We start from the raw sequence: 22,503 nt of genomic DNA, 5'->3' as shown, positions 1-22,503 counted from the left end.
TTTTAAAATTCTAAGTTAAGACCAACTAAAAATGTTCTTGCTACCGGATATCTTCCGTTGTCAATTCCTGATAAAAGCACATTTTGATTAAATGAGCCAATCTCTGGATCGTAACCTGAATAATTAGTAAACGTGTATAAATTTTGAGCAGATCCGTACAATCTTAATCTTGAAATTTTATATTTTGAAAGAACATCCTGTGGCAATGAATATCCTAACGTAACGTTTTGAATTCTCAAATAAGAACCATCCTCGACATAACGATCCGAAATAAGCAAGTTGTTGTTTGATGCATCTGCAATTGGCCTTGGGTTATTACTCGCTGTATTTGTAGACGAATAATAATCCATAGCATCTACTAATTGATTATCATATAACGAAGCATTCGTTGTACCTGCTCTTTTCGTCAAGTTCATAACATCATTTCCGTAAGATCCCTGAAGAAAAATTGAAAGATCTACGTTTTTGTATCTGAAATTATTTGTAAAACCGTAAGTGAATTTTGGATGCGGATTTCCGATGAATGTTTTATCAGCAGCATCAATTTTTCCATCACCATTTACGTCAACATATTTAACATCACCAAGTGCTGTTTCTCCAGCTCCAGTTCCAACAGGTTGACCAAATTGAATCGGCGCGCTATTCAAAACTGCCTGATCTTTAAAAAGTCCGTCTGTTTTATACCCGTAGAACAAACCAATTGGATTTCCAATAGTAGTATTCGTAACCACAACCGGTTGATATCCATTAGTATTTACTTCCTGAGTCAAAACTATTCCGTTTGCAATTTCATCCAAATTATTTTTGTAATGAGAAACAACTGCTGAAGCATTCCAATTGAAATTTCCTGTAGATCTCATGTCATAACCAAGAGTCAAATCGAAACCTTTATTACTCATTGTACCTAAATTAGAGTAAGGTGCAGAAACTCCTCCATATTGACCTCCACCACCAGTCAAGTAAAGAGGCAATGGAACCTGGAATAAGAAACCTTCTGATTTTTTGTCGTAAACATCAAAACTTGCAGAAAGTTTGCTGTCAAACATTGTAAAATCAATACCAAGATTCGTCTGATTTAATGATTCCCAAACTAAATCTGGATTTGGATAATTTGACGGAAGGAATCCGCTTCCTAAACCAGAATTTTGCGTTCCTAACATTGCAGAATAGCTGTTGTTTGGAATTTGCTGATTTCCAGTTTCTCCGTAACCAACTCTTATTTTAATATTATCAACATATTTACGAGTTCCTTCCATAAAAGATTCATTAGATAATCTCCAAGAACCAGAAATCGCGTTGAAAACACCTTTTTGATTGTTTGTAGTTGGATCAAATTTAGAAGAAACGTCTTGTCTGATCGAAGCTGTAATACTGTATTTGTCATTGAAATCATAAATAATACGAGCAAAAAGAGACGATAATGAAGCGCTTCCTTTATATTGTGTTACTGTATTATTATCAACATCAGCTAAATTAATAGTGTGAATTGAATTTGTTTTAAAACCTTGTGCAGAAGCAATTAAACCTTCCCAGTGAGAATCATTAGCTTCCTGACCTGCTAAAACTGTAAATTTATGTTTTCCGATAGTTTTATCGTAAGTCAATAAATTTTTGATGTTTGTAGAATACCAGTTTTGTCTTCTTACATCAAGATCAGCAAGCAAGTTCGTTTGGCTTCCCCATTTATAAGATGGTCTAAAATCATCATTTTCAGAAAATTCAGTGTTTGCTGCAATTTCTAAACGGTATTTTAAACCTTTTACAATTTCAGCCTCAGCATAAACATTTCCTAAGAAATTCTTTCTAACCAATTTATTATCTCTGGTTAAAGCCTCAGCAACTGGATTGTAATAGGTTACACTTTGTTCAGATGATGGTGGTCCAGCAAAAGTTCCGTCTGAATTTCTAACAGGAATATCTGGCGACTGCAATAAAGTATTAGAAATCAATCCAGAGAAACTTTGATTTACTGTGATTCTTTCATTTGTAATACCTCCAGTAAGATTACCTCCCACTCTCAACCAAGATTTAATTTTAGAATCTAAGTTCAATCTAACTGTATATCTTTTTAATCCAGAATTGATGATTGTTCCTTCATTATCTAAATAACTTCCAGACAAATAGTAGCTTGTTCCGTCTTTTGCACCAGAAAATGACAATTGATGGCTGTTAGAAATTGCTGTTCTGTAAACCTCATCTTGCCAATTCGTTCCAGGTCCTAATAATTCTGGATGTGAAAATTCCTGACGTGTTTGAAAACCCCATAATTTTGCCAAATTAGTTTTTAAAGTTGCATATTCAGGCAAAGTCAAAACATCTAATTTATTAGTTACAGAAGCAAACGAAGTATAGTTTTCATAAGATACTTTTCCTGTTCCTTTTTTACCTTGTTTCGTTGTAATAATGATTACACCATTAGCTCCTCTAGAACCGTAAATTGCTGTTGCAGAAGCATCTTTTAAGATATCCATAGATTCAATATCATTTGGATTGATCATAGAAAGTGGACTCATAGCGTTATTTCCACTTCCTCCTGAAGAAGAAAAACCATCTTTTCCAGCCAAAGTCTGACCACTAGTTGATTTACCCGTAGCATCTCCAGAGATTGGCACACCGTCAATTACATACAAAGGCTCGTTAGTTCCTGTGATCGAAGTCGTACCACGAACTCTAACAGAAGCCGCACCTCCAGGTTGTCCTGAGTTATTTGTTACCGAAACCCCTGCTGCTTTACCCTGAAGCATTTGATCAATAGAAACCTGCTTTAAATTCTCAATATCTGTTGATTTTACTGAAGATATTGCGCCGTTTACGTCTTTCTTTTTCTGAGTTCCGTAACCAATTACAACTACCTCTTTTAAGTCTTCAGAACTTGATTGCAGTGAAACATTAATCTTTGTTCTGCCTCCAATGGCTATTTTTTGAGAATCAAATCCAATAAATGAAACTAATAAAGTCCCGTTTGAAGGAGCATCAATCGTGTATTTACCGTCAAAATCAGTCGAAGCTGTAGTTTTTGTACCAACAACAGAAATGTTGGCTCCAGGAATTGTCATTCCTTTATCATCAGAAACTACTCCTGATATTTTAACCTGAGCAGTAATAAAATTACTCAGCAACAAGAATAAAATCAAAGGAACTGCTCTGTGGTTAGCATTCCAATGAATAAAGTTAGTCATTAGTTTTTTCATAATAAGTGTTTGGTTAGTTTAAATTTGTTTTATTCATAATTAAGTAATAAAAAGGGTGTGATTTATTTTCTAAATTATTTAACAAATCTATAACAGAACAAAACATTAAATCGATAGTATTATATCATTTAATGATAATATTTTTACTATATCAGTTTAAAAAAACACATATGAAAATAAAACCAGACATTAATTGCATTTTTCGCAATAGCACCTCTTAAATCACCACTTCTTATAAATAAAAATGAACGAATCTGCAAAAAGCAAACGATTTCGTTAAAAATAATATTTGTTTGTGAAAAAAAAGTATCACTATAAAATGCGCTTTAATCCAGAAAAATCCTCTCTATATTGACTAGGCGTGCAGTTTTTAGTAGCTTTAAAACTACGATTGAAATTGGCAATATTATTAAAACCCGATTTAAAAGCCACTTCTGAAACACTCATATCTTTTTCAACAAGCCAGCGCGCTGCATATCCAATTCGGATGTCATTAATATAATTGACAAAAGTTTTTCCGGTGCGTTTTTTAATAAATCGGTTGAAGGAAATTATAGACATGCTTGCCACATTTGCAGCATCTTCTAAAGTAATTTTATCGGCAAAATTTTTCTGAACATATTCATAAACCAACTTCATTTTATCATAATCATCAAACGTATCATAATCTACAGTATAAGTAGAAAGCAAACGCTGATTTCTGGAATTGGCAAGATCATATAATAATGAAGTGATTTCTAAAAAATAGTCCATACCATCTAATTTAGAAAGCCTTACAAGCCTTGGCGTCAATTCTTCAGCTACTTTTTTAGAAAACAAAATTCCATGAATCGAACGATTAAACATATCCCGAATCGGATTCATAATTCGTCTTGACAATAAAGATTCATGAAATAAATCATTATGAAATTGAATTGTAATTTCATGTATTTTTTTGCTTGTACATTTATTCAATTCCCAACCGTGATATAAATTCGGCCCAATCAAAACCAATTCAACATTGTCGATTTCTTCAATATTATCACCAACAACGCGCTTCACTCCTTTTCCGTTTAGAATAAAATTAATCTCAAATTCCGGATGATAATGAACCGGAAAATCAAAACTATCTTTAACTCGGTCAAAAACCAAAAAACTGTCTCCAGCAGACAGCGGCGCTATTTCTCTATAAAAATTTTTAGTACTGCTCATATCTATATAAAGGTATTTTATGAAGTAATTAGATCTTTTTCGATTGCAATAATATGATATATAATTGATAAAATAATATTAATTACACGATAAACATCCAATTATCTTTGAAAAATAGAATTATCGATTTTCTAAAAAGGTTATCAATAATAAACATTAATCGTTTTTAATAGAATATCTTTTTAAAGTTTTAATAATTTTATCTAAAAAACAATACTGAATCGTCGATTGAAAATTGAAACACAAAAATCACATTCTCAATCTCTGAATTTGTGGATATTACATCCAGAAACACTATTAAACCAGAATGAAAAAAAACATACTTACCTTAATTATTGCAGTATTTATTGGAACTTCATGTTCTTCAAAAGCTATTGTCAGTAATACTAATTTGTCACTTTCAGATAAAAAAGCGACACCTGAAACCGTTTCGCTGTATAAAAAATTAAATCAATTAACTCAAAAAGGATATCTGTTTGGACATCAAGATGACCTTGCCTATGGCGTAAAATGGAAGTATGAAAACGGCCGAAGCGATGTAAAAGAAACCGCAGGAGATTATCCCGCAGTTTACGGCTGGGATATTGCTGGTTTAGAAAAAGACGATTCCAAAAATATTGACGGAGTTCCTTTTGATAAAATGAAACAATACATCAAAGAAGCCAATGAAAGAGGCGGTATTTCAACTATCAGCTGGCATTTTGACAATCCCGCAACTGGGAAAAATGCTTGGGACAATACTCCAAACTCTCTAAAAACAGTTTTGCCTGGCGGCGAAAACCATAAAAAATTTACTTCTTGGCTTGATAAAGCTGCTGGTTTCTTTTTGTCTTTAAAAGATAAAAAAGGAAAAAACATTCCGATTCTTTTCAGACCTTATCATGAACTTACCGGAGGCTGGTTTTGGTGGGGGAAAGGAAATTGTACACCCGAAGAATTTAAAACTTTATGGAAATTCACTTTAGAATACCTTCAGAAAAAAGGTGTTCACAATTTAATTTATATCTACAATACAAGCAGTTTTGGTACTAAAGAAGATTTTTTAGCCAATTATCCTGGAGATAATTATGCTGATATTTTAAGCTTTGACAGTTATCAAAATAATGACGATAAAGACGGCAAAAAATTCATTGACGAAGTTCAGAAACAGCTTAAAATTGTAAATGAAATTGGACTCGAAAAACACAAATTAATCGCCGTTGCCGAAGCTGGTTACGAAGCAATTCCGGATTCAAAATGGTGGACAGAAACTCTAAACAAAGCAATTGGCGATTACAAAATATCATATGTTTTATTGTGGAGAAACCACGGCTGGCAGGAAAAAGAGCAAAAAATGCATTATTACGTGCCATTTCCTGGACAAGTCAGCGAAAAAGATTTTGTAGATTTTTATAACCTAGACAAAACACTTTTTGAAAAAGATATTCAGAAAGCCTTAAAATAACAACCAAATCTAACTTACAACCTTTAAAAAGAATTCAATGCACGACAAAATTAATTTAAAAGAAAAAATCGGTTACGGTCTCGGAGACGCTGCATCATCTATGTTCTGGAAAATTTTCAGCATGTATCTTCTCTTTTTCTATACTGATGTTTTCGGAATAGCACCAGCTGTCGTAGGAACCATGTTTCTAATTACCAGAATCTGGGATTCTTGTTTTGATCCTATCGTAGGAATCATTGCCGACAGAACAAAAACTAAATGGGGAAAATTCAGGCCTTATTTATTATGGGTTGCAGTACCTTTTGCCGTAATTGGAGTTCTAACTTTTTACACACCAGATTTTGATGAAAAAGGAAAAATAATATATGCTTATGTAACGTATTCACTAATGATGATGATTTATTCGTTAATCAACGTTCCGTATGCTTCACTTTTAGGCGTTATGTCATCGGACCGAAAAGAAAGGAATACATTGTCTTCATACCGAATGGTTTTCGCATTTGCTGGAAGTTTTTTGGCACTTTGGTTAATTGAACCTTTAGTGAATTATTTCGGCGGAAGCCTTGATTCTAAAACTGGCTGGCTGAAAACCATGATCGTTTTTGGCATAATTACAACACTATTTTTCTGGGCTTGTTTTTTCTTCACTAAAGAAAGAGTAAAACCTATTGAAAATGAAGAATCTAACTTAAAAGAAGATTTAAAAGATTTATTAAAAAATAAACCTTGGTGGATTTTACTTGGTGCCGGAATCGGAACTTTGATATTCAATTCTATTAGAGACGGTGCTGCTGTTTTTTACTTTAAATATTATGTCAGCAAGAATGTGAACTTCGATTTTTCCATCTTCGGACATGATTTTCATATGACACCAACTTCTATTTATTTCGTTTTAGGCCAAGCCGCAAATATCATTGGCGTTATTTTGGCAACGCCAATTGCAAATAAAATTGGGAAGAAAAACACCTTTTTTGGCGCAATGGCTTTAGCTTCAATTTTAAGCATCATTTTCTATTTCTTAGGAAAAGAAGATGTTTTCCTGATTATGACTTTTCAAATTTTAATCAGCATTTGTGCGGGCTGTATTTTCCCATTAATCTGGTCAATGTACGCTGACAGCGCTGATTATTCAGAATGGAAACAAGGACGCCGTGCAACTGGTTTGGTTTTCTCAGCTTCATCAATGTCACAAAAATTTGGTTGGACAATTGGTGGCGCGGGCGCTGGATGGCTTTTAGGTTATTATGGTTTTAAAGCCAATGTTGAACAAACAGCCACAGCACAACACGGAATTCAATTAATGTTAAGCATACTTCCTGCAATCGCAGCCGCAATATCAGTCGCTTTTATTTTATTCTATCCTTTATCTGAAGAAAAACTGCAAACGATAGAACAAGATTTAAACGAAAAAAGAGACCAAAAACTATAAAAATAAATCAGATACCGAAATAAAAATATATGACAACAATAAAATCTTCAGCTGTTTTTCAAGACCGAAAAACAGCATTAGAAAAAGAACATAAAGCACTTGTGGAGCAAAAAAATGCTCCCGAAGAAAATGCTGGAAACGGAATTTATCAGCGTTATAAAAATCCTGTTGTTACCGCAGCTCATGTGCCTTTAAACTGGCGTTTTGACTTAAACGAAAAAACAAATCCGTTTTTGCAGGAAAGAATCGGAATGAACGCCGCTTTTAACGCCGGCGCAATGAAATGGAATGGAAAATATTTACTTGCCGTTCGTGTTGAAGGAATTGACAGAAAATCTTTTTTTGCTATTGCTGAAAGTCCAAATGGTATTGATAATTTTGAGTTTTGGGAAAAACCATGCGTGATTCCACAAACCGAAGAACCGGACACAAACGTTTATGATATGCGTTTGATAAACCACGAAGACGGCTGGGTTTACGGTATTTTTTGTACCGAAAGAAAAGATCCAAAAGCACCAAAAGGCGATACAAGTTCGGCTGTAGCCAATGCAGGAATTGTGCGTTCTAAGGATTTAATAAACTGGGAAAGACTTCCGGATTTAATTTCGAATACTGGACAACAGCGAAATGTTGTTTTGCATCCAGAATTTGTTAACGGAAAATATGCTTTATATACACGTCCACAAGATGGTTTTATTGATGTTGGTGCTGGAGGCGGAATTGGTTTAGGCTATGTTGAAGACATGAAAAACCCAATTGTAAAAGAGGAAAAAATCATTTTCGGAAAACAATATCATACTATTTATGAACTAAAAAATGGTCTTGGCCCTGCTCCAATTAAAACCGAAAAAGGCTGGTTACACTTGGCACACGGCGTTCGTAATACCGCTGCAGGTTTGCGTTACACCTTATATATGTTCATGACGGATTTGAATGATATTTCAAAAGTTACGCACGTTCCTGCCGGACATTTCATGGGACCAGAAGGAATTGAAAGAGTTGGCGACGTATCAAATGTATTATTTTCAAACGGATGGATTGAAGATGCTGACGGAACGGTTTATGTGTATTACGCATCATCTGATACTAGAATGCACGTTGCAGTTTCATCTGTAGCAAAACTTGTTGATTATGTAACTAATACGCCAGCTGATACGTTCATTTCTGCAGGTTCTGTAGAAACAATTATCAGCCAAATTGAAAAAAATAACGCAATATAATTCATCGTGTCAGCAAAACTAAAACAGTTTAAATCTGAATTAACCGCAGAACTGGATTCCATTTTAAAATATTGGTCAAAACATACTATTGACAATCAAAATGACGGTTTTATTGGTCAGATTGATTTTGAAGAACACATTATCGCCAATACTGAAAAAGGTGCCGTTTTAAACGCCCGAATATTATGGTCGTTTTCAGCAAGTTATCAAGTTACCCAAAAAGAAGAGCATAAACAATTGGCCAAAAGAGCATTTGAGTTTCTTTCAAAATATTTTTATGATTCAGAGTTTGGCGGATTATTTTGGAGTATAAATGTGGACAAAACTCCAAAAGACACTAAAAATCAGATTTACGCTCTGGCTTTTGCGATTTATGGATTATCTGAATATTATGCTATTTCTAAAGAGGAAAAAGCTTTAGAAATAGCCATCAATTTATATTTAAAAATTCAGGAACACAGTTTTGATCCTGAAAACAAAGGCTATTTTGAGGCATTAACACGCGATTGGCAACCTATTGACGATTTGCGTTTGAGCGACAAAGATGCCAACGAAAAAAAGACCATGAACACACATTTGCATATTGTCGAAGCTTATGCAAATTTATTTAAGGTCTGGAAAGACAAAGCACTTCAAGAAGCTATTATTGGATTGCTTGAAACCATTCACAGGCATTTTATAAATACCGAAACTGGGCATTTACGCTTGTTTTTTGACGAAAACTGGATCGAAAAACCAGATGTGATTTCATACGGCCATGATATCGAAGCGGCTTGGCTTTTATTACAATGTGCTGAAATTTCTGAAGATAGAAGTTTGATTTCGCGTTATCAAAAACATGCTGTTTTAATGGCCGAAGTTACAAAAGAAGGTCTTGATACTGATGGTGGTTTATGGTATGAATTAGATCCAAAAAACAATGAATTGATTGCCGAAAAACATTGGTGGGTTCAAGCCGAAGCTTTAATTGGTTTTTATAACGCATACCAATTAACAGATGACGAAAACTATTTAGAAATTGCTTTAAAGAACTGGGATTTCATTAAAAAATACATTCTTGACAAACAAAACGGCGAATGGTTCTGGGGCGTTTACCGCGATTATACTTTGATCGAAAAAGACAAAGCCGGTTTCTGGAAATGTCCGTATCACAACAGCCGAGCCTGTTTAGAACTTATTCAGAGAATACCGGATTAGAAAACATATCTAAAGCATTTAATTGAATTAAAATCCTGATTATGAAAACACTCTTCTTTTTTTGTTCGTTATTTCTAATTACAATGACAAATGCACAAACCAACTTAGTAAAAAACGGCGGATTCGAAACCGATCTTCTTAATTGGAGAGGAGAAGAAAATGCTGCGCTTTCTCCGCTTGAAAAAAAATCTGGAAAAAACAGTGCTGCAATCAATCAGTTTGTTGGTGCCGAGTGGAAAGCTTTGGATCAAATTATTACGTTGCCTAAAAACAGTTATGCTTTAGAAGTCAGCGCCTGGATAAAATCTGATGCTATTGAGACTCAAAAAGAAGATTATAAATGTGGTGCAATAATTGTCGAATTTACAAACTCTGGAGACAAACAAATTAGCACCGAAAGAATTGGTCAGGCTGTAGGTTCAACAAATTGGACATATTTTAAAAAGACAGTAAAAATTCCCGCAGAAGCCAGGAAAATAAGAATCATGCTGGCGTTAGCTCAAACAAATGGCACAGTCTTTTTTGATGATGTAAAAGCCATTTCACTTTCAGAAGAAGAATATCTTAAATTAAATCCGATTGCTAATCCTGAAAAATAAAAATGAAAAACAATATCCTAAAAATAACTTTTATAACTGCGCTCTTTTTATCAATTGCAGGTTGTTCCAGCAATGATGATTCAGATTCGCCGGTTATAATTGATCCGCCAGTTGTGGTTGATACTGATCCGTTAACGACCGCAAATGCTGCGACTTATTTAGTTGATCCCAATGCGACAAAAGAAACGGTTGCTTTGTTTTATAATTTGAAAAAATTAGCCAAAACGAAAACAGCAATTGGTCAGCAAGATCCTTTTAATAGTTTTTATCTAGATGCGGGAGGAGATTCTGATATCAAAAAAAATACGGGATTTGATCCTGCAATTTTAGGTTCAGATTTTATGTTTATTACCGACAAAAGTAATGACGGCACAGCAAGTAATTGGTTTTATCAGCAAGAACAAAAAATTGTTTCTGATGCAAAAGCCGCTTACGCGAAAGGTGCAATAAATACTTTTTGCTGGCATTTGAGAGAACCAAATAAAGAGGAATCTTTTTATGCTGCCGATATGACATCGGAACAAAAAACTACGGCTTTCAGAAGCATTTTACCGGGCGGAGCAAATAATGAATGGTACAAGAAAAAACTAGATAAAGTTGCTAGTGTAGTTTCGAATTTAAAAGGTACAAATGGTGAATTGATTCCGATAATCTTCAGACCTTTTCATGAATTTGATGGAAGCTGGTTTTGGTGGGGCGCGAGTTTTTCTACTTCTGACGAATACAAAAAAGCGTATCAATTCACAGTTGATTATTTAAAGAATACTAAAGGCGTTCACAACATTTTATATGCTTTTTCTCCTGATAATTCATACACTACGCAAGCCGATTATTTAAGCCGCTATCCAGGTGATAATTATGTAGATATCCTTGGAATGGATAATTATGGTGATTTTAATAATCAAGGACAAACTGGAGCTGACAGAGCAAACAGTAAACTAAAAATCCTTTCAGATTATGCTAAAACTAAAGTAAAAATTGCTGCTTTAACCGAAACTGGTTTTCGCGTAACAAGCTCAACGCCTGCAATTACCGATTGGTTTTCGACTTTACTTTATAGTTCTCTAACTAAAAATGACATCCAAATAAGCTATGTAATGTTTTGGAACAACAATAAAGACGGATATTATGTTCCGAATGGTTCTGTTTCGAATACTACTGATTTTAAAAATTATAGTGCAAAAACAAAATCGGCGTTGGTGAATTCTTTGCCGAAAATGTATGAATTGTCGAAATAACACAAAGTTTGTCATTCCGAGGAACGAGGAATCTCCGCGAGTAACTCTGACCTGAAGATCACCAATCTTTGTCGAGCTTCTTGTGGAGATTCCTCGTTCCTCGGAATGACAAACTTTATGGAATTGGAATCTATAAAAAGAAAATTAAAAACCAAATAACCATCTTAAAAACCGTAGACCCTAGCCCTGATAGAAGTGGAAATCCTTTTATTTTTTTCTTTAAAAAATAAAAGATTGAAACGGATAGCAGGATTAGCTCCTAAAAAATATCATATGAAAAACAGATTTCTAAAAACACTTTCTTTTGCAATAATATTCTCTGCAATCGTTTGTCAGGCGCAGGAAAGAATTACCGTAAAAGGAACGCAATTTTATAAAGGTGACAAGCCGTATTCATACATTGGAACTAATTATTGGTATGGAAGTTTATTGGCATCAAAAAAAGTTGGTGACCGAAAAAGATTGCTTCGTGAATTGGATTTAATGCAAAAAAATGGCATTGACAATCTTCGAATTTTAGTTGGTGGAGACGGAGGAAAATACGATTTTACCGTTCGCCCCGCTTTGCAATACGAGCAAGGAAAATATGACGAAGATTTACTTGATGGACTAGATTTTCTTATAAATGAAATGCGTAAACGTAAAATGTACGCCGTTTTATATTTAACAAACAACTGGGAATGGTCTGGCGGAATGTCACAATATTTGGAGTGGAACGGCAAAGGTCCGGTTCCGGTTCCAGCAATTCCGCCTAATACCTGGCCTCAGTTTATGTCGTATACAGAACAATTTCATAGTTGTGAACCTTGTATGAAAGCTTTAGAAAATCATGTAAAATTTATTATGGGAAGAACAAATACGTATTCTCATAAAAAATATACTGAAGATAATACGATTATGGCGTGGCAAGTTGGGAATGAACCGAGAACTTTTACGCCAGAAAACGAGACAAAATTTACGGTTTGGTTAAACAACATTGTCAATTTAATGAACAGTTTAGATAAAAACCATTTGATTTCGACAGGTTCTGAAGGATTGAACAGCTCAAATGATGATATCGGAATTTTTGAGCGAACACATCAAAATCCGAATATTGATTATTTGACCATGCACATTTGGCCGAAAAACTGGGGTTGGTTTAAAGCTGATAATGCTGAAAAAACTTTATCGCCAACTTTAGAAAATGCTGGAAAATATATTGACAAACATGTGGCTGTAGCCAATCATTTAAAACGCCCTATTATCATTGAGGAATTTGGTTTAGGAAGAGAAAACGAAAGTTTATTACCAACTTCATCAGTAGCAAATAGAGATATTTTTTATAATTATATTTTTGGCCGAGTTGCTGAAAGTGTTAAAAACAATGGCGCTTTACAAGGAGCAAATTTCTGGGGATTTGGCGGTGAAGGAAAAGCCGTAAACGAATCTGGAAAATGGAATCCCGGAGATCCTTTGACAACAGATCCTCCACAAGAACCACAAGGTTTGAATTCGGTTTTTTCTTCAGATAAATCGACTTTGGAAATTGTGAAAAAACACAATTTAGAATTAAAAAAATAAGAATATTATTCATCCCTAATTTCCGTAGAGACGCACAGCTGTGCGTCTCTACGGAATAATTGGTGTTTTACATTTTACAAAAAACATTTTACGCTAATATCTTCTCAATCGCGTTCAATTCATCATGTGAAAACTCTGTATTCTGCAAACAATCAATATTATTACACAATTGTTTAACCGAACTTGCGCCAATTAGAACAGATGTAATTCGTTTGTCTTTTTGCAACCAGGCCAAAGCCATTTGTGCCAAAGATTGATTCCTATTTTGGGCAATTTCATTCAGCTGAATTAATTTCTGAATGCGTTCCTGCGTAACCTCATCTTCTTTCAAATGCCCGTTTGGATTATGCGCTCTTGAATTTTCAGGAATTCCGTTTAAATATTTATCTGTCAAAAGTCCTTGTGCCAAAGGCGAAAACGCGATACAGCCTACTCCTTTTTCTTCTAAAACATCCAATAAACCATCTTCAACCCAACGTTGTAACATTGAATATTTAGCTTGGTGAATCAAACAAGGCGTTCCTAATTGTTTTAAAACATCAACCGCAACACGAGTCTGTTCCGCCGAATAATTGCTTATTCCAACATACAAGGCTTTTCCGCTTCTAACGGCGTAATCCAAAGCCATCATCGTTTCTTCAATTGGCGTTTCAGGATCCGGGCGATGCGAATAAAAAATATCGACATAATCGACTTTCATTCTCTTCAAACTCTGATCTAAACTTGACAATAAATATTTGCGAGAACCCCAATCTCCATAAGGTCCATCCCACATTGTGTAACCCGCTTTAGTAGAAATTATGATTTCATCACGCAGATTTCCCTGAAAATTATGCCACAGAATTTTACCAAAATTAGTTTCCGCAGAACCTGGAACAGGTCCATAATTATTGGCTAAATCATAGTGAGTAATTCCTTTATCAAAAGCTTCTACAGCAATACTTTCGGCATTATCAAAATTATCTACTGACCCGAAGTTATGCCATAATCCTAAGGAAATTTCAGGTAATAATAACCCGCTTTTTCCGCATCTGTTATATTTCATTATTTTAATTTAAGGTTGGAAGTTTAATAGGTTTTAAAGGTAGAAAAATATCGAAAGCTAATAAAATATGAAGTTGTGTTTTTTTAAATCTCGCAAAGTCGCAGAGTCGCAAAGTTTTTTTTTGCATTGCCCCTAGCTTCAGCTAGGGGAATACGATTTGAATAGAAAAGAGCTTTAGCCAAACTAATTAAGTTTGGCTAAAGCCCTTTCGTTTGCATTTATAAAACATCCAGCTAAAGCTGGACGCTATTAAACTTATTTTTAAAATTAAACTTTGCGACTCTGCGACTTTGCGAGATTAAACCTTTTAGTCTTTAATTTCAAAACCGTCTTGTAAACCTTTATCAGAACTTCCTCCAACCATTATTTTAAAAGTTCCCGGTTCAACTAAATACTTTCCTTCGTTATCATAAAAACCAAGTTCTTTATCCGATAAAGTAAAGTTTACCATTTTTGTTTCACCTTTTTTAAGATTAACCAATTCAAAACCTTTCAATTCTTTAATTGGACGAACGATACTTGCAAATTCATCATGGATATATAACTGAACTACTTCTTTTCCATCATAATTACCAGAGTTCGTAACCTCAACGCTAACTTGTACACTTTCTCCTTTAGCGAAAGCAGTTTTATTTATTTTCAGGTTTTTATATTCGAAAGTTGTATAACTCAAACCAAAACCAAACGGAAATTGAGGCGCTTTTTCCACATCCATATAATGCGACCAGAAAACGTTTTTATCACTATCAATTGGTCTTCCTGTGCTGTATTTATTATAATAAATCGGCACCTGACCTACATTTCTTGGGAAAGACATTGGCAGTTTTCCACTTGGGTTATAATCTCCGTATAAAACCTGCGCGACTGCATTTCCTGTCTGCGTTCCTAATTGCCAAGCCTCAACAATTGCTGGAACATTTTCAGCAGCCCAAGGAATACTCAACGGACGACCGTTATTTAAAACCAAAACCACATTTGGATTCACTTTAAAAATTTCTTCTAATAATTCTTGTTGCAAACCAGGTAGATTCAAATCAGTTCTACTTCTTCCCTCGCCACTTTGGAAACCATATTCTCCTAAAACCATTACTACAACATCAGCTTCTTTTGCCGCTTTTTTCGCTGCTTCAAAACCGCTTTTATCTGTTGTATTGAAAACTGTTTCAGTTAAGAAAGTTGCTTTCTGCGTCAATAAATCAGCACCTTTTTCAAAAACCAATTGATTGTCTTTGTATTGCTGCATTCCTTCTAAAACCGAAACCGCTGTATTATCATCAGCCGCAATTCTCCAACTTCCAAGTGGACTGTTTTTATCATTTGCCAAAGCACCAATCAAAGCAATTTTTTGTCCGGATTTCTTCAGCGGAAGCAAATTCTCTTTCCGCCCCGGCGGACAAGCATTTTTCAATAAAACGATCGACTTTTTCGCCATGTCCAAAACGCCGTCATTATTGGCTTTGCTTCCAACAACTTCTTTTTCGCGTTTTTCATCGCAATATCTGTACGGATCGTCAAACAATCCTAACTCAAATTTCACACGTAAAATTCTTCTAACAGCATCATCAACCAAAGCTTCTTTTACTTTTCCTGACTTAACCAAATCAACCAGTTTTGCAACATACAAATACGATTCCATATCCATATCAGAACCTGCAATTACCGCTTTTGCAGTTGCATCGGCTTCGTCTTTTGCGTAGCCATGCGCAATCATTTCGCGGATTGACGCATAATCAGAAATCACAAATCCGTCAAACTTCCATTTTCCTTTTAAAATATCCCTTTGTAAAAAGGCATTTCCAGTTGCAGGAACACCGTTCAAAGTATTAAACGAATTCATAAACGTACGAACTCCAGCTTCAACCGTTGCTTTAAAAGGAGGCAAAACCGAATTATACAATTTAGAATTACTAATATCCACGATATTATATTCCAATCCAGCTTCAACATAACCATACGCAGCAAAGTGTTTCGCACAAGCTGCAATGGTATTTACTTTGGCCAAATCAGCAACCGTTTCTCCCTGAAAACCTTTTACTCTGGCATACCCCACTTTACTTCCTAAATACGGATCTTCTCCTGCACCTTCCATCACACGTCCCCATCGCGCATCATTTGCAACGTCAACATTTGGTCCAAAAGTCCAGTTAATTCCAGATGCCGAAGCTTCATCTGCCGCAATGCCCGCCGATTTCTTAATCGCTTCCAAATCCCAACTCGCCGCTTCTGCCAGCGGAATCGGACTTAACGTTTTATAGCCATGTATTACATCAAAACCAATAATTAACGGAATTCCCAAACGCGTTTCTTCCACAGCAATTTTCTGCACCGTACGAACTTCTTTCACACCGCGCACAGTCAGCATCGAACCCACTAATCCTTTTCGCAAATGTTCGTATTTTAATTCCGCAGTTCCACCTTTTGGTGCCGGTCCCGTCACATCCCAAAAACCGTTGTATTGATTCATTTGCCCCACTTTTTCCTCCAAAGTCATCAATGGCAAAAGCAAATCAATTCTTTGCTCAATAGTTTTGTTTTTATCCAGATACGGCTTTTTTTGTGCATTCATATTTCCAACAGTAAACAGGGACAAAACCCCAATAATTATTATTTTTTTATTTTTCATAAGTGGTTCGGTTAGTTTCATAATATGGGCGTGTTCGCCGCGGCGAATCGGGCTATCCGTTTCAAGTCCTCGCACTTCCTTCGTCAGGCTGTGGGCTTTCCACTGCTATCCCTCACGCGAACGGTTTCAAGAGACATAATCTTGTCATTTCGACTGAAAGGAGAAATCACACTCGGGATTCGACAAAGATTGGCGAAATACTAAGTGGAGTTTCTAGTGTGATTTCTCCTTTCAGTCGAAATGACAAAGACTAAAATCTAAAATTCTGTCGTAAAACAAGAAGCCGGCAAATTGGCCTTATTAAACAAATCTGACTGAATAGTATTTCCCCAAGCAAATCTCACTTTTACAGGTTGAGATACTTTTTTACTTGACAAAATCACCTGATTATTTTTTATAGAAGCCTCCGCAGGAAAGAAATTTCCATCGGCTCCGGCCACTTCAAACTGATTTGAAACTTTGTTTTTGAAATACAAACCTTCAGCATAATCAAACAAAACGGTGACTTTATTTTTCTCGATTTTAAGGTCTTTAAAAAGTGGTCCGTTTACCAAATTTGAATTGACTTTATAAGTTTCGGCAAGCGCCAAATTAGCCAAACGAATTCCGACCGACTTTTTATTCTTCGGATGAATATCAATCGTATCTGAAATATCAGAAGTTAAAACCATTCCGGTTTTTGAAACTTCACTTAAAAGTTTTCGTTGTGAATTTCGAACCGTTACATTCGAAAAATTATTGCTTCCAGTTTTAAAAGGCGCAATTTGAACATAGTAAAAAGGAAATTCGTCATTCCAGGCTTTTCTCCAAGAAGTAATTAAAGCCGACAACGTTTTATCATAAACCAAAGAACCCACATTCGATTCGCCCTGATACCAAAGCGTTCCCGCAATTTTAAATCCAACAAAAGGATAAATCATCGCATTATAAGCACGCCCAGGTTGTCTTGGTCCGTATTCTTGTTCGTTTAGTTTTTTAGCATTTTCTAATAAAACAGCATCGTTATTAACAACTTCTTCCGGCATCCAGATTTCTGCAGGAGTTCCGCCCCAATTGGACGAGATTAATCCGATTGGAACATTTTTTAAATCTTCGCGTAAGCGTTTGGCAAAGAAGTAGCCAATTGCGCTAAAGTATTTCATCGTTTCTGGTGTCGACTCGACCCAGTTTCCAAGTAAATTATTTTGTGGTGAAGTTGCTGTTAGCTTTGGAACAGTAAAAAACCGAATATTAGAATTCGTTGCGTTTTTCATTTCCTCTTCTCCATTATCAATTCCCCAACTTACAGACATTTCCATATTCGATTGCCCGGAACAAACCCAGACTTCACCAATTAAAATGTTTTTTAAAACCACTTCATTATATCCTTTTATGGAAATCGTAAAAGGTCCGCCTGCTTCTGGAGTTTTTATATGAAGTTCCCATTGCGCCTGATTGTTGGCAACGGTTTTGTATTCCTGATTATTCCAGCTTGAAACCAATTTGATTTCCTCTTTTGGATTTGCCCAACCCCAAATCTTAACTTCAGAGTTACGCTGTAAAACCATATTATCGCCAAAAATATTCGGAAGGGAAACGTTTGCCATCATTGTACTGGAAATCAACAAAAAGAAAACAAACTTAAATATATTATTTTTCATTTAGCAGCTTTTTTAAAAAAGGACCATATTCATCTGCCATCACCTTTTGATCTGCAACGTCCGGATGACCTAAACAGCCATTAGGTTTCATTGGTTTGAATTTGAAAATCAAAATTGACTTGTGCGCTTTATCATTCGCGAAAGCGTTTTTCACTTTGTTTAGACAATCTTCAAAAACTATTGCTTTTTCGCCATTAACCATTGGACTGTTTGTAATTACAATCTGCGCTTTTGGATTATGCTCATAAAGCATTTTTATAAAACTAATGTAATTCGAAACATACTTTTCAACATTAAAAGGAAGTCTTTCTTTTTTGCCATCGCCACCAGAAAAATCATTAGTTCCTAAAGCTATACTGATAATATCAGGCTGAAAGGCAAAATCATATTTAGGTTTTGAATTGTCTTTTGTCAAATATAAATTCTGATACACATCTGGCATAATAGCTTCATCTTTGTTTTCATCATTCCAGTTTCTGTACATCCCAATTCCTGATACAGAACTAGTCAAATAATCAACATCAATTGCTCTTGAAAGTGTTGGTCCATAAGCATAATATCCGTTATGATGATCCATATATTCGCCTTTGTCGCAATCAACAGAATCACTCGCTGCGGCACAAGTAATAGAATCGCCAATAAATTCGATTTTCTTTTTCTTTTTAGATGAAATTGAAGTCAGTTTTGCTGTAGTTCCGGCAAATAAAACACCTCCGGTATGTGCTTCGGTATTTTTATAAATCTCTAATCTGTGTTCTTTTTTATTCGAAGTAATTTTGACTGGAAAAGACTGTATCGCCCCTTTTTCAATTTTAATTTTACCAAGATATTTTCCATCTAAAACTAAAGCAACATAATTATGATGCTCATAAGAATCAACGCTTTGAAGTTTAATCGAGCATTCATTCCCAACAAAATTAAAAGAAACCGAAGAAGCCGTTCCAATCAAAATAACATTATCATTCTGAAGTTTTTCGATTCGGCCTTCGTATAAAAAAGTTTTATTTTGATTTTGGATTTGTGAAACGCAATCAGTTACAACCAATAAAAACAAAATCAAAAAAGGTATTTTCTTGAAAAACATAAACTTATTTGTTAAAATATAAATAGTATTCACAAATATATTTAAAATGAATTATTCAAAAAGATACTAAATCATCAAAAAGCAATATAAAAACACCATATAAGACATATAAAATCTTAAATTCGGTATTTTCCTTTGAATTATGGAAAGTACGGTCTATTTTTATGAATTAATTGTCTTCTAAAAATGAAACCACCTTTATATATTTTTTTACTGTTAGTTGTTCTATGTTCTTCTTTTATAAATAACAAAAAAGAACAACCAATCAGTATTCATTTTAAAACAACTGAAAATCAAGTTGACCGAGATTCAATTATTGCCTACGCAAAAAAATATTTAGGAACTCCTTATGTATATGCGGGGAATGATCCAAAAAAAGGTTTTGATTGTTCTGGTTTTGTTAGTTATGTTTTCAAAAACTATGGCGTGACTTTACCTAGAAGTTCTGGCGAATACAAAAACATTGGCATCAAATTAAATCCTGAAGAATTTAAAATTGGTGATATTTTGGTCTTTTACGGGTATAAAGACAAATCAATTATAGGGCATCTGGGCATTATTTGCGAAGCCAATGGAATGAAGTCAAAATTTATTCACGCATCGTCAGGAAAGGCTCAATGCGTAACCATCACCTCATTAGATACTGAACATTATACCAATCGTTTTTACAAATGCATTGACGTTTTGACGAAATAGTTTTGCCACAAATTACACGAATTCGTGGCAAACTTTCTTATTCTTCTGTCAAAAGCTTAATCAGGCTTTCATCTCTTTGATAAATGTCTTTATAAAAATTTAAATTCCCTTTGCGATCCACCCAAGCAGTAAAATAACCAATATAAACTGGAACTTTCTTTTTTAATGTATACCAACTTTCTTTTCCGGCATGCATTGCTTTGTCAATTCTGGCTGGTGTCCATTGCGGATCATTTTTCAACAATTCAATTGCTAATTCACGAGGTTTTGCGACACGAACACAACCATGGCTAAAGGCTCTGCTTTCTCTTTCAAACAAGCTTTTTGCAGGTGTATCATGCAAGTAGATATTACTTGAATTTGGAAATAAAAACTTCACTAAACCAAGTGAATTATTTTTCCCTGGAAGTTGACGAACGGCGCCGTTATTCCATTCTAGATTTTTCTTTTGCAAATAATTTTTATCCTTTGCCATTCCGGGTTTAATCTCCGAATTGATAATACTCGTTGGAACATTCCAATACGGGCTAAAAACAATATTATTCATCATTCCGCTGAAAATAACCGTTTTTGTCATCGCTTTTCCTACCACAACTGGCGAAATAAAAGCGATTTTTCCGTCCTCAATTATATACAATCTAAATTCAGGAATATTGACTTCGATGTATTTTTTTCCTTTTTCCAATTCAGGATCAATCCATCTGCAACGCTCCATATTAACAATAATCGTTTTGATTCGGTCTGAAACCGGAATATTCAAATCGTCAATATGTTCTTTCAGAATATTATTTTTTGGTGTATAGCCATGACGCAGCTCATATGTTTTCATTGCATTAATCAAAACCGTATCGCAAACCGCACTTTTACTATCTTCTTTAATATCTTTTGTAACAAAAAGCCTTTCTCTAATTTGAGTTACAATTGCAGACGAATCACCTAATTTCAGGTTTTTAAACTCTTCGTCAGTTTCAATTGTTCTCCAGCCTCCTTTTTTTTCAATATCACGATATTGTTTTAAAACATCACGCAGTTTATAATATTGGCTGAACATTTTACTCTTATGATCATCATTGATCGTTGATTTTTGAAAAATAGAATCGGTCAGGGCTCGGTAATTCAGTTTTTTTCTTGGCAAAAGCCATTCAAGCGAAATACTGGTTTTTTCGTCAACGCCAGAATATACTTTTTCGGCATAATAGAAATACAGATTTGAAATCATTAAGTCTGTGGTTTCTTTTGAAAGTTTATTATCGTTATTGCTTTCAAAAACAGCATTGATTTCTTTATAAGGAAAATTGGCTTTTAATCCTTCTTCGTCAAGACCTTTATATTTATTAAATAAAGTATGTGCAAATTCATCAATTCCTTTATTGTCTTGCCACAATTGAGTCGATTTATTCTTTTTATACAAAGCCTGAACCTCATCTTGAAATTTATCAAGTTTTGGGTATGTAGTATAAAATGTAGCAATTTTTGTGCTATCTATTGACAGTCGGAGTTCCGGTAGCTCGGCTTTGACTTTTATTTGATTTTCTTCTTTTTTATCTCCTTTTGAATTACATGAAACAACAATAAAAAGGCTTATAACGGCAATAAACTGATACCAAATTTTCATAATACAATTTTTAATAAAAATAGGAAAGTTTTAATAAATACAAACTTTTCCAAAATGAAATTTTCGATAAATCCTTAGCATCCAAATAAATAAAAAAAAGCCCCAAATACGTAACATATTTGGGGCTTTCGATATAACCAACCTATTAAAATTCTATTAGATAACGGTTCCTTTTAAAGTAAGAACTTTAGGAGTCGTTTCGGCACTAGTTGTAACGGTTACCGTTTTTGTAAAACCGCCTTTGTTCGCTGCATTATAAGTCGCAGTAACTTTAGCTGTTTTTCCTGGCTGAATTGGCTCTTTTGTATAATCTGTTGCTGTACAACCGCAAGAACCCTGAACATTTGTAATTACTACAGCTGTTTTCCCAGTGTTTTTGAATTCATAAACAATAGCTTTTGGAGTTCCCTGCGGAATTTGTCCAACATCTATTGTTTCAGCTTTCCAAACAATTGTTGAAGCTGTTTCAATTTTTTCTGTTTTAGTTGCTAACGATTTTACCGGTGCAACTGCAGAGAAAGACATTAAGCCTAATGCCAAAACTAACATGGAGATTTTAATCATTTTCATAGTTAAATATATTTAATGGTTTATTGTTCTAAATTTCTATTTCAAAAGTATTTCAGATAAATTCAAATCGCTGTTAACCGGTCTCAAATCTTTGTTAACGACTTGTTAAGGGGTGTTTTTAAGCATAAATTTGATTAATATTACACTTTTAAAAGCCATTT

The 22,503-nt window shown here is 34.6% G+C and carries 16 protein-coding genes; 8 read left to right on the top strand and 8 right to left on the bottom strand.

Annotated features, from left to right (window positions below; translation table 11 throughout):
* Window positions 1–2: 2 nt before the first annotated feature.
* Window positions 3–3,191: a SusC/RagA family TonB-linked outer membrane protein gene (locus ACNFIH_RS18150; protein WP_426484192.1), complete on the bottom strand. Its 3,189-nt coding sequence runs from the start codon at window positions 3,189–3,191 to the stop codon at window positions 3–5.
* Window positions 3,192–3,503: 312 nt separating this feature from the next.
* A complete protein-coding gene (locus tag ACNFIH_RS18145) occupies window positions 3,504–4,382 on the bottom strand; it encodes an AraC family transcriptional regulator (RefSeq protein ID WP_035647779.1) in 879 nt (292 codons plus the stop codon).
* Between the two features lie 307 nt (window positions 4,383–4,689).
* On the opposite strand from ACNFIH_RS18145, the gene ACNFIH_RS18140 reads away from it, so the two are divergent.
* From ACNFIH_RS18140 to ACNFIH_RS18110, 7 genes are all read left to right on the top strand, one after another.
* Window positions 4,690–5,826: a glycoside hydrolase family 26 protein gene (locus ACNFIH_RS18140; protein ID WP_426484191.1), complete on the top strand. Its 1,137-nt coding sequence runs from the start codon at window positions 4,690–4,692 to the stop codon at window positions 5,824–5,826.
* Between the two features lie 37 nt (window positions 5,827–5,863).
* Window positions 5,864–7,255, top strand: a complete 1,392-nt coding sequence (locus ACNFIH_RS18135; RefSeq protein WP_426484190.1) for an MFS transporter — start codon at window positions 5,864–5,866, stop codon at window positions 7,253–7,255.
* A 29-nt stretch (window positions 7,256–7,284) separates the two neighbouring features.
* Window positions 7,285–8,475: a glycoside hydrolase family 130 protein gene (locus tag ACNFIH_RS18130; RefSeq protein WP_426484189.1), complete on the top strand. Its 1,191-nt coding sequence runs from the start codon at window positions 7,285–7,287 to the stop codon at window positions 8,473–8,475.
* A 6-nt stretch (window positions 8,476–8,481) separates the two neighbouring features.
* Entirely contained in the window at window positions 8,482–9,672 is a 1,191-nt protein-coding gene (locus tag ACNFIH_RS18125) for an AGE family epimerase/isomerase (protein WP_426484188.1), read from the top strand.
* Window positions 9,673–9,713: 41 nt separating this feature from the next.
* Window positions 9,714–10,271 carry a carbohydrate binding domain-containing protein gene (locus ACNFIH_RS18120; RefSeq protein WP_426484187.1) on the top strand — a complete coding sequence of 186 codons (558 nt, stop codon included), beginning with the start codon at window positions 9,714–9,716 and terminating at the stop codon, window positions 10,269–10,271.
* A gap of 2 nt (window positions 10,272–10,273) precedes the next feature.
* Window positions 10,274–11,509, top strand: a complete 1,236-nt coding sequence (locus tag ACNFIH_RS18115) for a glycoside hydrolase family 26 protein (protein WP_426484186.1) — start codon at window positions 10,274–10,276, stop codon at window positions 11,507–11,509.
* A 234-nt stretch (window positions 11,510–11,743) separates the two neighbouring features.
* Window positions 11,744–13,069: a glycoside hydrolase 5 family protein gene (locus tag ACNFIH_RS18110; RefSeq protein WP_426484185.1), complete on the top strand. Its 1,326-nt coding sequence runs from the start codon at window positions 11,744–11,746 to the stop codon at window positions 13,067–13,069.
* Between the two features lie 88 nt (window positions 13,070–13,157).
* Here the strand turns inward: ACNFIH_RS18110 and ACNFIH_RS18105 are convergent, their stop codons facing one another.
* The 4 genes from ACNFIH_RS18105 to ACNFIH_RS18090 all read right to left on the bottom strand — a co-directional run bounded on the left by ACNFIH_RS18105 (window position 13,158) and on the right by ACNFIH_RS18090 (window position 19,461).
* On the bottom strand, window positions 13,158–14,114 hold the full coding sequence (locus ACNFIH_RS18105) for an aldo/keto reductase (protein WP_426484184.1): 957 nt from the start codon (window positions 14,112–14,114) through the stop codon (window positions 13,158–13,160).
* A gap of 307 nt (window positions 14,115–14,421) precedes the next feature.
* The gene (gene bglX / locus ACNFIH_RS18100; protein WP_426484183.1) at window positions 14,422–16,737 is read right to left on the bottom strand and encodes a beta-glucosidase BglX; all 2,316 of its coding nucleotides are present in this window, start codon (window positions 16,735–16,737) and stop codon (window positions 14,422–14,424) included.
* 257 nt (window positions 16,738–16,994) lie between these two features.
* On the bottom strand, window positions 16,995–18,377 hold the full coding sequence (locus ACNFIH_RS18095) for a sialate O-acetylesterase (protein WP_426484182.1): 1,383 nt from the start codon (window positions 18,375–18,377) through the stop codon (window positions 16,995–16,997).
* On the bottom strand, window positions 18,367–19,461 hold the full coding sequence (locus tag ACNFIH_RS18090; RefSeq protein WP_426484181.1) for a GDSL-type esterase/lipase family protein: 1,095 nt from the start codon (window positions 19,459–19,461) through the stop codon (window positions 18,367–18,369). The genes ACNFIH_RS18095 and ACNFIH_RS18090 overlap by 11 nt, the downstream gene beginning before the upstream one ends.
* Before the next feature lie 186 nt (window positions 19,462–19,647).
* Here ACNFIH_RS18090 and ACNFIH_RS18085 point away from each other — a divergent pair, with 186 nt between their 5' ends.
* Window positions 19,648–20,157 (top strand): C40 family peptidase, encoded by a 510-nt coding sequence (locus tag ACNFIH_RS18085; protein ID WP_426484180.1) that lies wholly within the window; start codon window positions 19,648–19,650, stop codon window positions 20,155–20,157.
* A 37-nt stretch (window positions 20,158–20,194) separates the two neighbouring features.
* Here the strand turns inward: ACNFIH_RS18085 and ACNFIH_RS18080 are convergent, their stop codons facing one another.
* Complete coding sequence (locus tag ACNFIH_RS18080; RefSeq protein WP_426484179.1) at window positions 20,195–21,772, bottom strand: L,D-transpeptidase family protein; 1,578 nt, start codon at window positions 21,770–21,772, stop codon at window positions 20,195–20,197.
* Between the two features lie 156 nt (window positions 21,773–21,928).
* Window positions 21,929–22,342: a DUF1573 domain-containing protein gene (locus ACNFIH_RS18075; protein WP_035647800.1), complete on the bottom strand. Its 414-nt coding sequence runs from the start codon at window positions 22,340–22,342 to the stop codon at window positions 21,929–21,931.
* Between the last annotated feature and the right edge of the window lie 161 nt (window positions 22,343–22,503).

Source organism: Flavobacterium sp. 2, assembly GCF_049949195.1.
Classification (GTDB): domain Bacteria; phylum Bacteroidota; class Bacteroidia; order Flavobacteriales; family Flavobacteriaceae; genus Flavobacterium.
This window is presented reverse-complemented; position numbering and strand designations above follow the sequence as displayed.

What these genes read in the sequence shown, in the direction of transcription:
- ACNFIH_RS18150 (WP_426484192.1), bottom strand. Translation starts at nt 3,191, where the DNA reads ATGAAAAAACTAATGACTAACTTTATTCATTGGAATGCTAACCACAGA.
- ACNFIH_RS18145 (WP_035647779.1), bottom strand. Translation starts at nt 4,382, where the DNA reads ATGAGCAGTACTAAAAATTTTTATAGAGAAATAGCGCCGCTGTCTGCT.
- ACNFIH_RS18140 (WP_426484191.1), top strand. Translation starts at nt 4,690, where the DNA reads ATGAAAAAAAACATACTTACCTTAATTATTGCAGTATTTATTGGAACT.
- ACNFIH_RS18135 (WP_426484190.1), top strand. Translation starts at nt 5,864, where the DNA reads ATGCACGACAAAATTAATTTAAAAGAAAAAATCGGTTACGGTCTCGGA.
- ACNFIH_RS18130 (WP_426484189.1), top strand. Translation starts at nt 7,285, where the DNA reads ATGACAACAATAAAATCTTCAGCTGTTTTTCAAGACCGAAAAACAGCA.
- ACNFIH_RS18120 (WP_426484187.1), top strand. Translation starts at nt 9,714, where the DNA reads ATGAAAACACTCTTCTTTTTTTGTTCGTTATTTCTAATTACAATGACA.
- ACNFIH_RS18115 (WP_426484186.1), top strand. Translation starts at nt 10,274, where the DNA reads ATGAAAAACAATATCCTAAAAATAACTTTTATAACTGCGCTCTTTTTA.
- ACNFIH_RS18105 (WP_426484184.1), bottom strand. Translation starts at nt 14,114, where the DNA reads ATGAAATATAACAGATGCGGAAAAAGCGGGTTATTATTACCTGAAATT.
- bglX (WP_426484183.1), bottom strand. Translation starts at nt 16,737, where the DNA reads ATGAAAAATAAAAAAATAATAATTATTGGGGTTTTGTCCCTGTTTACT.
- ACNFIH_RS18095 (WP_426484182.1), bottom strand. Translation starts at nt 18,377, where the DNA reads ATGAAAAATAATATATTTAAGTTTGTTTTCTTTTTGTTGATTTCCAGT.
- ACNFIH_RS18090 (WP_426484181.1), bottom strand. Translation starts at nt 19,461, where the DNA reads ATGTTTTTCAAGAAAATACCTTTTTTGATTTTGTTTTTATTGGTTGTA.
- ACNFIH_RS18085 (WP_426484180.1), top strand. Translation starts at nt 19,648, where the DNA reads ATGAAACCACCTTTATATATTTTTTTACTGTTAGTTGTTCTATGTTCT.
- ACNFIH_RS18080 (WP_426484179.1), bottom strand. Translation starts at nt 21,772, where the DNA reads ATGAAAATTTGGTATCAGTTTATTGCCGTTATAAGCCTTTTTATTGTT.
- ACNFIH_RS18075 (WP_035647800.1), bottom strand. Translation starts at nt 22,342, where the DNA reads ATGAAAATGATTAAAATCTCCATGTTAGTTTTGGCATTAGGCTTAATG.